The organism is Vibrio sp. Isolate32 (assembly GCF_022397955.1).
Taxonomy (GTDB): domain Bacteria; phylum Pseudomonadota; class Gammaproteobacteria; order Enterobacterales; family Vibrionaceae; genus Vibrio.
This window is the reverse complement of record NZ_JAKEUQ010000020.1, coordinates 24,463-38,826: the sequence shown is the minus strand read 5'-3', so window position 1 is coordinate 38,826 and position 14,364 is coordinate 24,463. Positions and strand designations below refer to the sequence as shown.

The window sequence follows — 14,364 nt, the reverse complement described above, 5'->3', positions numbered from 1 at the left end:
ATAACTCGAAGTTTTTGGTTAGATCTTAGCAGTAAACGTACGACTAATTACATCTTGTTGCTGCTCACGTGTTAGCGAGTTGAATCGTACAGCGTAACCCGATACTCGGATGGTTAACTGTGGGTACTTTTCTGGATGCTCAACAGCATCCAACAACATGTCACGATTAAGTACGTTCACGTTAAGATGTTGCCCACCCTCAACGCGAATCGAACCTGCACTTTCCTCGTGGTGGAAGTAACCATCCATTAGTGCTGCCAGGTTCACTTTTTGGCTTAGGTCATCTTTACCTAGTGCATTTGGTACGATTGAGAAGGTGTAAGAAATACCATCTTTAGCGTATTCGAACGGCAGTTTGGCAACTGAAGATAGTGACGCTACCGCACCTTTCTCATCACGGCCATGCATTGGATTTGCGCCTGGGCCAAATGGCATACCAGCACGACGACCATCTGGTGTGTTACCGGTTTTTTTACCATATACAACATTTGAAGTAATCGTAAGAATAGATTGCGTTGGAACCGCTTCACGGTAGGTGTTCATTTTCTGAATTTTCTTCATAAAACGTTCAACCAAATCGCAAGCAATTTCATCGACACGTGAATCGTTGTTGCCGAATTTTGGATATTCCCCTTCAATCTCAAAGTCGACAGCGATGCCATCTTCGTTACGTACTGGTGTTACCTTCGCGTATTTGATAGCCGCTAACGAGTCAGCAACAACCGATAGTCCTGCAATACCACAAGCCATTGTGCGATGAACATCACGATCCATTAATGCCATTAGCGATGCTTCATAGCTGTAACGGTCATGCGAATAATGGATCACGTTCAGCGCAGTGACGTATTGCGTTGCAAGCCAATCCATCATGTCATCAAAGCGTGGCATTAAGCTTTCAAAATCAAGAACTTCATCTTCGATACGAGCAACTTGAGGGCCAACCTGCATGTTAGATTTTTCATCAACACCTCCGTTAATGGTGTAAAGCAACGCTTTAGCAAGGTTTGCGCGTGCACCAAAGAACTGCATATGTTGACCAACCACCTGTGGGCTCACACAACATGCAATTGCATAATCGTCGTTATCAAAATCCGCACGCATTAGATCATCGTTCTCATACTGAAGTGATGAGGTTTCGATAGACACTTTAGCCGCGTATTGTTTAAACGCGATAGGCAGTTGCTCAGACCATAGAACGGTCATATTCGGCTCTGGCGCTGGGCCCATCGTGTGCAATGTGTGCAAGTAGCGGAAAGTCGTTTTGCTAACTAGGGTACGGCCATCAACACCCATACCAGCCATCGCTTCTGTTGCCCAAATTGGGTCGCCAGAGAACAATGAATCGTACTCAGGTGTGCGTAGGAAACGAACCATACGAAGCTTCATGATGAAGTGGTCAATCAATTCTTGCGCTTGTTTTTCATCAATCAGACCAAGTTTAAGGTCACGTTCAATGTAAACATCGAGGAAGGTTGATGTGCGTCCTAACGACATCGCAGCACCATTTTGAGACTTAACCGCAGCTAAATAGCCAAAATAGGTAAATTGGATTGCTTCTTGCGCAGTACGAGCAGGAGAAGACATATCAATGCCGTACTTCAAACCCATTTCTCGCATTTCATCAAGGGCACGAATTTGATCCGTAAGCTCTTCACGTAAACGTAGTGTCTTATCTAAATCACCACCCGTTTCAAGCATCTTCTGAGTCGATTTGAACTGCTCATTTTTGTCTGATTTCAGGAAGTCGATACCGTACAAAGCAAGACGACGGTAGTCGCCAATGATACGTCCACGACCATAAGCATCTGGCAGACCAGTAATAATACCAGAACGACGACATGCTTTAATTTCGTCAGTATAAAGATCGAACGCTACTTGGTTATGCGTTTTACGGTACTCAGTGAAGATCTTTTCTATTTGTGGTTCTAATTCACGACCGTACACCTCGCACGACGTTTTCACCATTCGAATACCACCATTAGCGATAATGCCGCGTTTCAGAGGTTTATCGGTTTGTAGACCCACGATTTTTTCGAGGTTTTTTGCAATGTAACCTGCATCATGTGAGGTGATAGTGGAAACGATATCAGTATCAAAATCGACCGGGGCATGAGTGCGACTTTCTTCTTTAATACCCTCCAGCACAGATTCCCATAGCTGTGTCGTCGAATCCGACACGTCCTCAAGAAAAGATTCATCGCCTTCATAAGGGGTATAGTTTCGCTGAATAAAATCACGTGTATTAACGGATGTTTGCCAGTCGCCGGCTTGAAATCCCGCCCAAGCTTCCATCATATCGGTTGTCGGAATAGTCATAATGACCTCCTAAGTTATTGATAAACAGATAATATTGATGATTATTTATAATCATTGGTTTCTGCTAGCTATACTAAACCGACCAATCTATGAGTAAAGTGAGCTGTTTTCATGGAATACATGCATAAAATGCATCTATTAGAATTACTATATTATATTCAATATCTTATGAAGGTTAACAATCTTTAGTATTCCAATTCGTTTGTTGCTTAAGAAGTAGGGGGTTGTCTCTTAATGACTCACCGAACTCGAAAACAGGTTGATGATCACCACACCAGCCAAGATCAAAGTGATACCAATGACTGCGTAGATATCGAGCTTTTTCCCGTAGACCAACCAAGACAAAGCTGCGACTAGCACTATCCCAGCCCCGCACCAAATCGCATACGCCACGCCTAAAGAAATGGTTTTCACTGTGAGAGACAATAGGTAAAAAGCAAAGCCGTAGCCAGCCAATACTGCAGCAGTCTCGGGCAAAGAAGTAAACTGCTGCGTTTTAGGTAATAGAGAAGTGGCGATCACTTCAAGAACAATGGCAAGTGATAGCAGCACTGGTGGTGGGAGAGATAAAAGCATGTTCAAGCCTACAACTGGAAAATAGGCGGCAAGCTTATGTTCTATTTATTTCCAATAAATGTCCCTTCTACTTAGTTACTGTTTAGAGTCTCGATAGATTCTCTTAGCAACACCTTCCCTTTCACGCCCCCTTCAAATTTCATTAATTATTACACGTGAGTAATAATTATTTTCTATTTAATGGGATTATCAAAACCTGTGACCACACATATACTGGCTCCAACAAAACGAGAGAGCGGGAGCAATTAAGCTCGACTACGCTTAACGGGTTGAACTAAATTGAAAAGTTATCCGCTGTACTGACATATAAAGGAAGCATCCAATGACTATCGAAATCAAACCTGGTCAAACTCATATCCAATCTAAAGCTATGGTTGCTTGGAAAGCTGGTGAGCCACTAAAGCGTGAAACGGTTGACGTTGAACTGCCAAAGGCTGGCGAAGTACTTGTTCGTATCGTTGCTACTGGTGTTTGTCACACTGACGCATTCACTCTTTCAGGTGACGATCCAGAAGGTATCTTCCCTTCTATCCTTGGTCACGAAGGTGGCGGTATCGTTGAAATGGTTGGCNTGACTATCGAAATCAAACCTGGTCAAACTCATATCCAATCTAAAGCTATGGTTGCTTGGAAAGCTGGTGAGCCACTAAAGCGTGAAACGGTTGACGTTGAACTGCCAAAGGCTGGCGAAGTACTTGTTCGTATCGTTGCTACTGGTGTTTGTCACACTGACGCATTCACTCTTTCAGGTGACGATCCAGAAGGTATCTTCCCTTCTATCCTTGGTCACGAAGGTGGCGGTATCGTTGAAATGGTTGGCGAAGGCGTAACAAGCGTTGAAGTTGGCGACCACGTTATCCCACTTTACACAGCTGAGTGTGGCGAATGTAAATTCTGTAAGTCTGGTAAAACTAACCTTTGCCAAGCGGTTCGCGAAACTCAAGGTAAAGGCCTAATGCCAGATGGCACAAGCCGTTTCTCTATCAACGGTGAGCCAATCTTCCACTACATGGGCTGTTCTACTTTCTCTGAGTACACTGTACTTCCAGAAATCTCACTAGCGAAAGTAAACAAAGAAGCACCTCTTGAGGAAGTTTGTCTTCTAGGTTGTGGCGTAACCACTGGTATGGGTGCGGTACTGAACACAGCTAAAGTTGAAAAAGGCGACACTGTTGCTGTATTCGGCCTAGGCGGTATCGGTCTTTCTGCAATCATCGGTGCTCGTATGGCTGGTGCAAGCAAAATCATCGGTGTTGATATCAACGAGAGCAAATTCGAGCTAGCGAAACAACTTGGCGCGACTGACTGCATCAACCCAATGAAATTCGATAAGCCAATCCAAGACGTTATCGTTGAGATGACAGACGGTGGTGTTGATTACTCATTCGAGTGTATCGGTAACGTAAACGTGATGCGTCAAGCTCTTGAGTGTTGTCACAAAGGTTGGGGCGAATCTGTAATCATCGGTGTTGCAGGCGCAGGTCAAGAGATCTCAACTCGTCCATTCCAACTAGTAACAGGTCGTGTATGGCGTGGTTCTGCTTTCGGTGGTGTTAAAGGCCGCTCTGAACTACCAGAAATCGTAAACCGTTACATGGCGGGTGAGTTTGGCCTTCAAGAGTTCATTACTCACACAATGAGCCTTGAAGAAGTAAACGACGCATTCGACCTAATGCACAAAGGTGAATCTATCCGTACTGTTTTACACATGGACAGATAATTCTCCTTGGTCTCGGCACCTAGGTGTCGAGACCACAGTTCTGACGTAAACATCAGAGCGAAACTGTCTTCACCACCTCCTGCCCGGTGGGTGGTGAAACCTCTAGCCTAAGCTAGACAAAATACAATACATTAATTCCGAAACCATCAACCTAACGGAGCACAATCAATGACAATCGAAAACATTAGCCAAGCAAAGGTTGCTGGTGGTTGGCACAAACAATACACCCACTTTTCTGCAACGCTTGACTGCGATATGCGTTTCGCGATTTTCTTGCCACCAAATGCAAGCAAAGAAAACCCAGTTCCTGTTTTGTATTGGTTATCAGGCCTAACCTGTACCGATGAAAACTTCATGCAAAAAGCCGGCGCATTTAAAGCTGCAGCTGAGCAAGGCATCGCTATTGTTGCACCAGATACAAGCCCACGTGGTGAGAACGTTGCTGACAATGAAAGCTACGACTTAGGCCAAGGTGCAGGCTTCTACGTGAATGCCACTCAAGCGCCATGGGATAGCCATTACCACATGTACGATTACGTGGTAACAGAGCTTCCAGCACTGATTGAGTCTTTCTTCCCTGTGACATCTGTGAAATCAATTTCTGGTCACAGCATGGGCGGACACGGTGCCCTAACGATTGGCATCAAGAACGAAGATAGCTACCGTTCTATCTCTGCATTTAGCCCAATCAGTAACCCAATGCAATGCCCTTGGGGCCAAAAAGCATTTAACCAATATCTAGGCTTAGATATTGAAGAGTGGAAACAGTACGACGCCTCTGAGCTTCTAAAAACGAAAGGCACTAAGCTGCCAATGTTGGTTGACCAAGGCGAAGCGGACAACTTCCTAATTGAACAACTGAAACCTGAACAGTTAGTTGAAGCAGCCACAGTAAGCAATGCCGATTTAGAGCTACGTATGCAGCCTGGTTATGACCACAGCTACTACTTCATCTCTAGCTTTATTGACGAGCACATTGAGTTCCACGCTACTTACTTAAACAAGTAGTCACTCCTATTTAGCCCGCACCTTGCAAAAGCGTGAGGTGCGGGCTTTTTTGTGCCTGCAATATGAGCTAATCCGCGATTAGCACCAATTACCACTTTCAAACACTCTTGCTATAACAACACAAACAATACAAAGATAAAGGTACGAATATGAGCTGGTTTTTCTTGATAATGGGCGTAATGGCTGAAGCACTTTCTCACGTTGCACTTAAAGCCACCGACGGATTTAGTTTGTCTAAACCAGTCCCAGCTTTACTGGTTATCTCAGGACACTTGGCCGCCTTTTTATTCTTAAGCCAAGCCATGAAAGAGATGCCGGTTGGTGTGGTGCACTCTTTATGGGCTGGACTAGCGATTTTGACGGTGAGCTTAATCTCGAGCTTTGTTTACAGCCAACATCTGGACACTAAAGTTTGGATTGGCATGGGGCTTGTTGCCGCAGGCGTCATGTTGATCAATCTATCACAAGGGCACGCTCATTAATTGAACAATGAGTTATCATAAGGGGCTTACCCGTTCAGATTTACAAGAAACAAGTTATGAACAGTGAGTCAATTCGTTCAAATTTCCTAACAGAGTGATGCCGCCTTCACTTATTCATACTCTTACAATAGACAAATCAAACCTGTTACCATAGCGCCTTCAACATCACCTATTTTGAAGGTTGTTATGAAAGCAATTAAGACTCTTTTCTTCCTGATGGTTTTATTGAGCGGTCTGTTTACCGCTTGGCTGTTTATCCCGATTCCAGCAACAATGGACAAGCAAACGCTCGACATTCCATTAACGGAACCGTTCAAGCTTGTGGCATACCGCAGCAACCCGAATGATGCGAGCAAGCCGCTAACCTACCACTACTATGTGATTTCAGATGTGGTTGGCGTGGACGACATGGACCCGTTCCTGATTACGACAGACCAGTTTGTGAAGCTTGGCGAATTCGACGAGAACACATTCAACTTAACGGTTAACGGTAAAATTGAGAGCTACACCAACGATTTGTGGATCAAAAAAGCCGACGGCAAACTACAGCACTGGTACGTGAGCATCGATGCGAACTATATTCGCTAAGATCAAACTGCAATAAACCTAATTTTAAAACTGCGCTTTGGCTTCCAAGCGCAGTTTTTGTTTTTAGCCTCCCGCTTCAAACTCTCCCTACCCTCTCTACATTCACTCACGATATTCCTCTCCAAGGTGATACAAACAATCTAAATGTCGCGCTCCGTGTAGGTGTTATAAGCTATTGAGATACGATAAGCTCAACCCATACTCGACTCCCTATAAATCAAAAACAATAAAGGATCACCCGTGGAATTTACGCTCGACAAATTTAACGGCATCATCATCGACCCAGCGACAGCGCCTCAAGACGCTGACTCATTTCATACCGAACTCAGTGAAATCACCGAATTTTCAAAACAAAACAACAAAGGTATTACTTGGATTAGCTTACCTATTTCACTCTCGCACCTTATCCCTGTCGCGACTGAGCTTGGCTTTGTGTTTCACAACTGTCTAGAAGACGAGATAACGCTGATCCACAAATCCGAGATTGTAGAGTTTGTGCCTTTCATTCCGACCCACACTTTAGGTGTTGGCGCGTTAATAACTAACGAACACAACCAAGTACTGATGATTAAAGAACACGGCATGACAGATTATAAATTACCTGGCGGTCATATTGAGCTAGGTGAGGGTATTGAAGAGTCTGTGGTTCGAGAAACCTTTGAAGAGACAGGCATAGAAGCCAAGTTCGTTTCAGTGGTTGGGATGGCAACGCGCCATCGATATCAATTTGGCAAATCGAACCTCTACTTTGTTTGTCACCTTATCGCTCAGACTCAAGAGATTGCGATTCAAGACACGGATGAAATCGCAGAAGCCAAATGGGTAGATGTGGAAGAGTTCATCCACAACACTGAGAACTACCCGTTCAACCGTCAGATGGTCGCGTCGTTGGTTGGCAAACACGGTTTGGAGCTCACTCAGCTAAAAGGTAATTCAGGCCCAACCCACAAGCCAGAGATCTTCTTTTCGAAAAGCTAGAACGCTCATAGTTAGCCCTTCCATTATCAATAAATAAAATTCACTTCCAGTGAGACATTTAGCCCTCTGATTCGTAATGCTTCAAAACGAAAGAGGGCTCAGATGCAAACAATCAACATAGTGTGGCTAAAGCGCGATTTAAGGCTTACCGACCACACACCTTTACAACAAGCATTATCAGGTCAACACCCAACGATATTGCTCTACATTTTCGAACCCATGCTGCTAAACAATACCCACTATTCTGAGCGACATTGGCGGTTTGTTTGGCAATCACTCCAGTGCATGAATCAGTCGTTGAAAGAGTATGGACATCAGGTTTCCATACTTAGTGGCAATGCGATGGACTGCTTCGAAGCGATCCAATCTCGTTACCACATCAAAAACGTCTTCTCTCATCAAGAGATAGGATTAAATTGTACCTTTGAGCGTGACATACAACTCTCTGCTTGGCTTAAAGAGCACAACATCCCATGGCAAGAGTTCGCACAGGGCGCTGTCGTGAGAGGGTCGAAAGACAGAATCGGTTGGGACAAGCATTGGAACAGTGTGATGCGTGCTCCCATAGAAGGAAGTCAGTTAACTACGGAATCACTGCATACCCTAGATGCTGAAGAGCTTGAACTCGCTATCGAGCCTCCACAAGCATGGTTAACCAAAGTTAACGGCATACAAACTGGCGGAAGTGCACTGGCATGGGCAACGTTACACGACTTCTTTGAGCGCCGTGGGCGCGATTATTATCGCAGCATCTCAAGCCCAGAAGCCTCACGCCATGCCTGTACTCGACTATCCCCATATTTGGCTTGGGGCAACATATCGCTGCGTGAAGTTTATCAACACCTATTGGGGCACTGGCAAGTCGCGGGATTTCGTCGCAGCTTGATTGCGCTCTCTTCAAGGCTTCATTGGCACTGTCATTTCATGCAGAAGTTTGAATCGGAATGCGCGATGGAATATCGCTGCATCAATCACGCCTACGAAGCACTCTTACAAAATGAGACGGTAAAAGATCCCTCATATCTACAGGCATGGAAGATGGGGGATGACAGGCGTGCCGTTGGTCGATGCCTGTATGCGCTGCCTGCATCATACGGGATATATTAATTTCCGTATGCGCTCAATGCTGGTGAGCTTTCTCACTCACCATATGAACATGGACTGGCGTGATGGTGTCACTCACTTAGCGCAGCTGTTTCTCGATTTTGAACCCGGCATTCATTACCCACAGTTTCAAATGCAAGCTGGAGTAACGGGCATCAACACCATCCGAATTTACAACCCAACAAAGCAAGCCCAAGAACACGACTCTGATGGAGATTTCATCCGAAAATGGGTACCAGAACTTTCAGACATACCCAATCCACTTCTGTTTGAGCCTTGGAAAATGACGCCTATGGAAGTAATGATGCACGAGCTTGAACCGGATTCTCGTTACCTTAACCCAGTCGTCGATCTCGACACTAGTGCTAAAGAAGCACGAATGCGTTTGTGGTCGTGGCGAAAGCTAACAGAAGTAAAACAAGAGCGAAGTCGTATTTTGACTCGCCATGTCAGGCCATCAAAAAGGCAAAGCAAATCGACACGGGTGAGCTAATACAACGGCGCCCTATCTTTAAATCACTTATAAGAAGAGTGGTAATTCACCGGGCTAAATAAAATTAATAGTGATATGAGTCACATTATGAGTAATCTACATATGGTCACAATATAAAAAAGCAGAAGCGTAATCTTAGCAAGAAACTAGGCTACCCAATCATCATTAAAAATCAATAAATACATATAATTAGCAATATATCAATGATGATTTATGCTTTCATCTAAACCTAGCTCTCAAAACCAAAACTGCACGTCATGCAATCTTATTTATAGCTTTGATCACCCTATTCTTTTTGTGTTCATTATTTTGTATTTTCCGTTCACTTATCTTGTTTAAAATCTCTGCAAAACTACCACTATTTAGATAGAGAGAGCATATGTTTAACAGTATACGAACGCGAATTGCGGTGAGTGCGGGTGGGGCGATGGCTTTCACCCTGCTGATCGCAATGGGCATGACCACTAGCGCTTTTACCGACGTGAATAAACAAGTCACTGAGAAAGTGAAACTGCAGTTAACCGATGCTACGGCAACCGATTTACAACACACGGCACTTCAGCAAGGGTTGAATATTTCCAACCAACTTAACCCAGTATTAGCCAACCTAAAACAAGCGAGTGCAATTATTGAATTGAGTTCAGAAACTGACGCTAGCGCAGACCTTATCGTTAAACAGTTTACCGCCGCTTTAGAAGCACAAAACAAAGCCGTATTTGCTGGCTACATGGTGTGGGAGAACAAGACTTGGCCACAACAAACCGATCTCAATGGCGAGATAAGCTTGGACAGCGAATTAGGTTTTAATAGTGAGGGCTACCTTGCCCCTTTCTTCTCTCCCAATGACCAAAACAGCTTTGATGCGGTCGCAATGGAGAGCTTCAGCAATACCGAGTTAAACAGCAATGGCGAACGCAAAGACGACTGGCACTTAATGCCTTACCAAACAGGTAAAACATTCGTAATGGAACCGTACTTCTATCCGGTTCGTGGTAAGCAAGAGCTTATTACTACCATCAGCCAACCAATCAAACAGAACGGTAAGATCATCGGTTCACTTGGCTTCGATTTGTCACTTCATGAACTGCAAATCCAGAGTGAAGATCTTGCTCGTCACCTGTTCGACGGACAAGGTAGAATCCTCATCACTTCATGGAAAGGCATTACCCTAGCCAACAGCAGTGCCGGAAACATGGTGGGTAAGAAAGTCTCGCCAGAGCTAAAAAAAGAATGGTCGCGAGTTCAGTCTATCGCTAAACAGTCTGGGGCTGGGTTGGTTACATTTGGCGGAGATGAGTACGCCATAACTGCTATCGATACTAGCGACGCACCGTGGGTAGTCATGGTATCGGTTCCCAGTAGTCACCTTGCAAAAAGTGTCGACGAGTACACCCAGTGGAGTGATGAACAGAACTCGAAAGCGCTTGATAAAGGTGTGTGGGCGGGGATCGTCGCCGTTCTTCTAGGCATTATATCTATGGCATTGATCGCCAACTCTCTGGGCAAAGTTCTCAATAACTTGGTCGAGCGATTCAAAGATGCCGCACAAGGCGAAGGCGATTTAACCTATCGCATCGAAGTAAAAGGCAAAGATGAGACCGCGCAATTGGCTCACTGGTTCAATACCTTCCTATCTCGTATACAAGAGATGCTACTTACTGTAATGGCGACAGCAGACCAAGTCGATAAGAACGCAACTGAAGGTCAAGCCCGTGCAGAGGTTTCACGTGACCAGTTGAATGCTCAAGTAAACGAAGTGAACTCACTGGCCACTGCAATCAATGAGATGAGTGCAACTGCGCAAGAAGTAGCGAACTCAGCCGTTCAAGCCGCTGCGGCCGCTAGCCAGGTACAAAGTAATAGCCTTAACGGCATGACACGCATGGACAATGCCGCCAGCGCAGTTGATAGCTTAGCGGTTCAGGTGAATGATGCGCAGCAACAAACGCAAAATTTAGTCGATTCGAGCACCGCTATTCAAGGTATTTTGAGCGAAATTGGGGGTATTGCAGAACAAACGAACCTACTGGCTCTGAACGCTGCCATTGAGGCTGCTCGCGCGGGATCAGCAGGGCGAGGCTTTGCGGTGGTGGCCGATGAAGTGCGTAATCTAGCAAACCGTACTCAAGGTTCGACCGAAGAGATCCGCTCAATGCTGACGCGTCTAGAGCAAGAGACCCAATCTATCGTGGTATTGATGGAGCAAAGCCAAAAGCAAGCGAACGATACCAAAGGCGAAACTCAAGCAGCTCATTTAGCGCTGTCTGAGATTAACCAAGCCATTGAAGTCATCAACGACATGAACAATCAAATCGCTTCTGCAGCTGAAGAGCAAAGTTCAGTATCTGAAGAGATTAACCGTAATGTAGTCATCATTAACGACACCGCCGTGGAAGTGATGGACACCATGACCTCCTCAGTAGAAATCAGTAATGAGCTGACAGTAAAAGCCGGAGATTTACACGGAGAGTTGAGTAAATTTAAGCTCTCTTAATTCGCTCTCTCCTCCATAAAAACAAGGCCGAGAAACGCAATGTTCTCGGCCTTTCTATTTATGGTTCGCTCTCAGCATCAATGCGTCTCACCGAGCAACCAATCTTAATTGGAATCCAACTCAATCAGCTGATTGAGAACCTCTTTGTCCAACACAGGGTGATGCTTACTCGCGAGCAACAGTACGATATCCACCGCAGGTAACGGCGGCATGTCGTCGAGAATCTTCAAATCAGGTGTGACACTGAGCTTACCCATCGCACCAATTGCCAACCCAGCTTTGACGATTGCACGCTGCGCTGAAGCCGTATTACTGCACGCCAAAAGTTGATAAGGCGTGTCTTGTTTGGTTAAACCATTCACCGCCGCAGCATGGTATTTACAATCCGTCTGGAACAGGGCGAGCGGGACAGGTTTAGAATCATCAAACAAAAAATCAGGGCTGCTTATCCAAACGCCCACATCATTGGTTAGCCAATATCCCTCTTCGCTATCGGGAGCACGAGTGACAATCGCAGCATCAAGCCTACCATCATCAAGCCACTCTCTAAGCGTAATGCTTGGCAAGCTAAATACTTGAATGGAACACGTGGGTTCTGCGTTTTGCAACAGCTTAATCACTTTCGGCAAGATGCTGTCGTTATAGTCTTCAGGGCAACCTAATCGCAGAGGCTGTTTGTCTTCATAACGTTTTACTTGTTTCAAAGCCGTATTGTGGAGTGCGACGAGCTGCTCCGCATGAGAACGCAATGCCAAGCCCGCCTCAGTCAAAACTAGGTTACGTCCTTCCTTTTGAAACAGGGTGACGTTCAGTTTTTCCTCTAACTTGCGCATCTGAGCACTAAAGGCCGATTGGGTGCGATTAATCTGCTTCGCAGCACGTGTAAAACTGCTGGTCTCCACAAACGCGAGAAAGCCTCGCAACGCATCAATATCCATATTGAAATCACCATCCATCGTTTTTATTAATGTATTGCATCAAAATTATCCGTTAGTGCGCCGTAATACAATCCCTTAAGCTCAAATGCATACCCACCAAACGCAAGGAAGCATTTATGCAGCTTTATATTGCTAATCAGAACTACTCCACTTGGTCACTGCGCGCATGGCTAATATTCGATCACTACAACCTCAACGCAGACGTCATCAAACTTAAGCTGTTCACACCAGATTTCTACGACACGTTAGCGAAAGTGACACCCACTGCAAAAGTGCCGACTCTGGTTGATGGTGACGTTGCAGTGTGGGATTCACTCGCCATTCTCGAATACGTTAATGATGCCTACCTAAACGGTGCGGCATGGCCAGCTTCAGTTGCAGAGCGCGCCTTGGCCCGAGCTATCTCGGCAGAAATGCACTCTGGTTTTTTCAACATCAGAAATGAGTTACCAATGAATTGCCGAGCTAAAAGAAAGCTGGTTTTGAGTGAGGGCGCCCAGAAAGACATCGCCCGCATCGATGCCATTTGGTATGAGCAAATGGAGCGATACCCAGAGGGCTGGCTATTTGGTGAATGGTCGATTGCTGATGCGATGTTTGCACCAGTAGCACTGCGAGTCGAAACCTACGGCATCAAGCTTTCGGATAAAGCCCAACAGTATCAACAACGTGTGTTGAATAGTCCGTCGATAAAGAAATGGTTGGCAGAGGCGAGTTTAGAAAAAGATATCGTTGAAGAAGACGAGTCAGGAGAGCCGGTTTAATTTGGATCGAATGAGTCTCGAATAAGTTCGAGACTCATTGTTTTCATAAGGGAATACGATCTACTGACTCGCTATTCAGCAGTAGCGCTGTCTTGGTGAACGTTCGCTTCAAATTCCAATATGTCACCCGGTTGGCACTCTAACACTTCACACAACTTGTCTAGTGTAGATAGCCTTACCGCTTTGGCCTTGCCATTCTTTAACACCGACAAGTTGGCTTCAGTAATCCCAACCTCTTGTGCCAATGTCTTTAATCGCATTTTTCGCTTGGCCATCATAATGTCTAAATTAATGCGGATAGTCATGACAAGTCCTTTAAATCGTTTGGCTGTGCTCATCAGCCAGAATATAACCTTCTTTCATCACCCATGAGATGATTAAAATAATTATACCGACTATAAGGGTCAAAAAGTCCATCCCCACAAAACTAACCTCAAATATACGCTCACCTGGTGGGTTATTGAACGACAAAATCACTGACATCAATGAACCATAGATAACGGAGCCGAATACCCAATAGAACAAGCTATATCCGAGCTTCTGGTAAAACATGGCATTTTCTAGTGAGAAGATTTCGCCTCGCTCATAGTTACGGAATAAACGTATCAGAACGACTAGTGCGTATACCAGGATGCTAGACATCGCTAAGCTTGTGAACGCCGCAACCATTCTTGTTGTCATAGTAAGCGGCAACATCGTGTAACTCCCGATATCATAAGTGAGGTAAAAAATACCAGTAGAACTAATAAAGTCATAGGGAGTCTCAACAGTTAACCAGAAGTAGCACACCATGATAGGAGTAAGTACAAGAAAGGACTGCAATAGCATGCGAACACGTCGGCTCTGTTTTTGGATGTTAGACATAGTTAATGTTCCTGTGGAGTTGACAGGAGGATACTAAGA

12 protein-coding genes and 1 pseudogene are annotated in these 14,364 nt (G+C 45.0%); 8 read left to right on the top strand and 5 right to left on the bottom strand.

The genetic code is table 11. The features are described from left to right. Nucleotides 1-18: 18 nt before the first annotated feature. Together pflB and L1D11_RS15145 are read right to left on the bottom strand one after the other, a co-directional pair. Nucleotides 19-2,316 (bottom strand): formate C-acetyltransferase, encoded by a 2,298-nt coding sequence (gene pflB, locus L1D11_RS15150; protein ID WP_239831921.1) that lies wholly within the window; start codon nucleotides 2,314-2,316, stop codon nucleotides 19-21. A 231-nt stretch (nucleotides 2,317-2,547) separates the two neighbouring features. Then, nucleotides 2,548-2,892, bottom strand: coding sequence for an SMR family transporter (locus L1D11_RS15145; RefSeq protein ID WP_239834869.1), 345 nt, complete (start codon nucleotides 2,890-2,892; stop codon nucleotides 2,548-2,550). A 322-nt stretch (nucleotides 2,893-3,214) separates the two neighbouring features. On the opposite strand from L1D11_RS15145, the gene L1D11_RS15140 reads away from it, so the two are divergent. The 7 genes and pseudogenes from L1D11_RS15140 (at nucleotide 3,215) to L1D11_RS15110 (ending at nucleotide 11,759) form a co-directional block, all read left to right on the top strand. Further along, nucleotides 3,215-4,612 carry an S-(hydroxymethyl)glutathione dehydrogenase/class III alcohol dehydrogenase gene (locus L1D11_RS15140; RefSeq protein ID WP_239862608.1) on the top strand — a complete coding sequence of 466 codons (1,398 nt, stop codon included), beginning with the start codon at nucleotides 3,215-3,217 and terminating at the stop codon, nucleotides 4,610-4,612. Between the two features lie 168 nt (nucleotides 4,613-4,780). Beyond that, the gene (gene fghA / locus L1D11_RS15135) at nucleotides 4,781-5,620 is read left to right on the top strand and encodes an S-formylglutathione hydrolase (RefSeq protein WP_239834673.1); all 840 of its coding nucleotides are present in this window, start codon (nucleotides 4,781-4,783) and stop codon (nucleotides 5,618-5,620) included. Nucleotides 5,621-5,769: 149 nt separating this feature from the next. Continuing rightward, complete coding sequence (locus L1D11_RS15130) at nucleotides 5,770-6,102, top strand: multidrug efflux SMR transporter (RefSeq protein WP_239834672.1); 333 nt, start codon at nucleotides 5,770-5,772, stop codon at nucleotides 6,100-6,102. Nucleotides 6,103-6,288: 186 nt separating this feature from the next. Then, a complete protein-coding gene (locus L1D11_RS15125) occupies nucleotides 6,289-6,690 on the top strand; it encodes a hypothetical protein (RefSeq protein ID WP_239834671.1) in 402 nt (133 codons plus the stop codon). Between the two features lie 240 nt (nucleotides 6,691-6,930). Further along, a complete protein-coding gene (locus tag L1D11_RS15120) occupies nucleotides 6,931-7,668 on the top strand; it encodes an NUDIX domain-containing protein (protein ID WP_239834670.1) in 738 nt (245 codons plus the stop codon). Nucleotides 7,669-7,770: 102 nt separating this feature from the next. After that, nucleotides 7,771-9,265: pseudogene (locus L1D11_RS15115) on the top strand (deoxyribodipyrimidine photo-lyase). A 379-nt stretch (nucleotides 9,266-9,644) separates the two neighbouring features. Next, the gene (locus L1D11_RS15110) at nucleotides 9,645-11,759 is read left to right on the top strand and encodes a methyl-accepting chemotaxis protein (protein ID WP_239832998.1); all 2,115 of its coding nucleotides are present in this window, start codon (nucleotides 9,645-9,647) and stop codon (nucleotides 11,757-11,759) included. Nucleotides 11,760-11,863: 104 nt separating this feature from the next. Here the strand turns inward: L1D11_RS15110 and L1D11_RS15105 are convergent, their stop codons facing one another. After that, complete coding sequence (locus tag L1D11_RS15105; protein ID WP_239832999.1) at nucleotides 11,864-12,715, bottom strand: LysR family transcriptional regulator; 852 nt, start codon at nucleotides 12,713-12,715, stop codon at nucleotides 11,864-11,866. 98 nt (nucleotides 12,716-12,813) lie between these two features. Between L1D11_RS15105 and L1D11_RS15100 the strand changes: the two genes are divergently transcribed. After that, a complete protein-coding gene (locus L1D11_RS15100; RefSeq protein WP_239833000.1) occupies nucleotides 12,814-13,461 on the top strand; it encodes a glutathione S-transferase family protein in 648 nt (215 codons plus the stop codon). 71 nt (nucleotides 13,462-13,532) lie between these two features. Here L1D11_RS15100 and L1D11_RS15095 read toward each other — a convergent pair whose 3' ends face one another. Both L1D11_RS15095 and L1D11_RS15090 read right to left on the bottom strand, forming a co-directional pair. Continuing rightward, a complete protein-coding gene (locus tag L1D11_RS15095; RefSeq protein WP_239833001.1) occupies nucleotides 13,533-13,766 on the bottom strand; it encodes a helix-turn-helix transcriptional regulator in 234 nt (77 codons plus the stop codon). A gap of 10 nt (nucleotides 13,767-13,776) precedes the next feature. After that, the gene (locus L1D11_RS15090) at nucleotides 13,777-14,325 is read right to left on the bottom strand and encodes a DUF2975 domain-containing protein (protein WP_239833002.1); all 549 of its coding nucleotides are present in this window, start codon (nucleotides 14,323-14,325) and stop codon (nucleotides 13,777-13,779) included. Nucleotides 14,326-14,364 lie beyond the last annotated feature (39 nt).

What these genes read in the sequence shown, in the direction of transcription:
- fghA (WP_239834673.1), top strand. Translation starts at nt 4,781, where the DNA reads ATGACAATCGAAAACATTAGCCAAGCAAAGGTTGCTGGTGGTTGGCAC.
- L1D11_RS15145 (WP_239834869.1), bottom strand. Translation starts at nt 2,892, where the DNA reads ATGCTTTTATCTCTCCCACCACCAGTGCTGCTATCACTTGCCATTGTT.
- L1D11_RS15110 (WP_239832998.1), top strand. Translation starts at nt 9,645, where the DNA reads ATGTTTAACAGTATACGAACGCGAATTGCGGTGAGTGCGGGTGGGGCG.
- L1D11_RS15125 (WP_239834671.1), top strand. Translation starts at nt 6,289, where the DNA reads ATGAAAGCAATTAAGACTCTTTTCTTCCTGATGGTTTTATTGAGCGGT.
- L1D11_RS15095 (WP_239833001.1), bottom strand. Translation starts at nt 13,766, where the DNA reads ATGACTATCCGCATTAATTTAGACATTATGATGGCCAAGCGAAAAATG.
- L1D11_RS15130 (WP_239834672.1), top strand. Translation starts at nt 5,770, where the DNA reads ATGAGCTGGTTTTTCTTGATAATGGGCGTAATGGCTGAAGCACTTTCT.
- pflB (WP_239831921.1), bottom strand. Translation starts at nt 2,316, where the DNA reads ATGACTATTCCGACAACCGATATGATGGAAGCTTGGGCGGGATTTCAA.
- L1D11_RS15100 (WP_239833000.1), top strand. Translation starts at nt 12,814, where the DNA reads ATGCAGCTTTATATTGCTAATCAGAACTACTCCACTTGGTCACTGCGC.
- L1D11_RS15105 (WP_239832999.1), bottom strand. Translation starts at nt 12,715, where the DNA reads ATGGATGGTGATTTCAATATGGATATTGATGCGTTGCGAGGCTTTCTC.
- L1D11_RS15090 (WP_239833002.1), bottom strand. Translation starts at nt 14,325, where the DNA reads ATGTCTAACATCCAAAAACAGAGCCGACGTGTTCGCATGCTATTGCAG.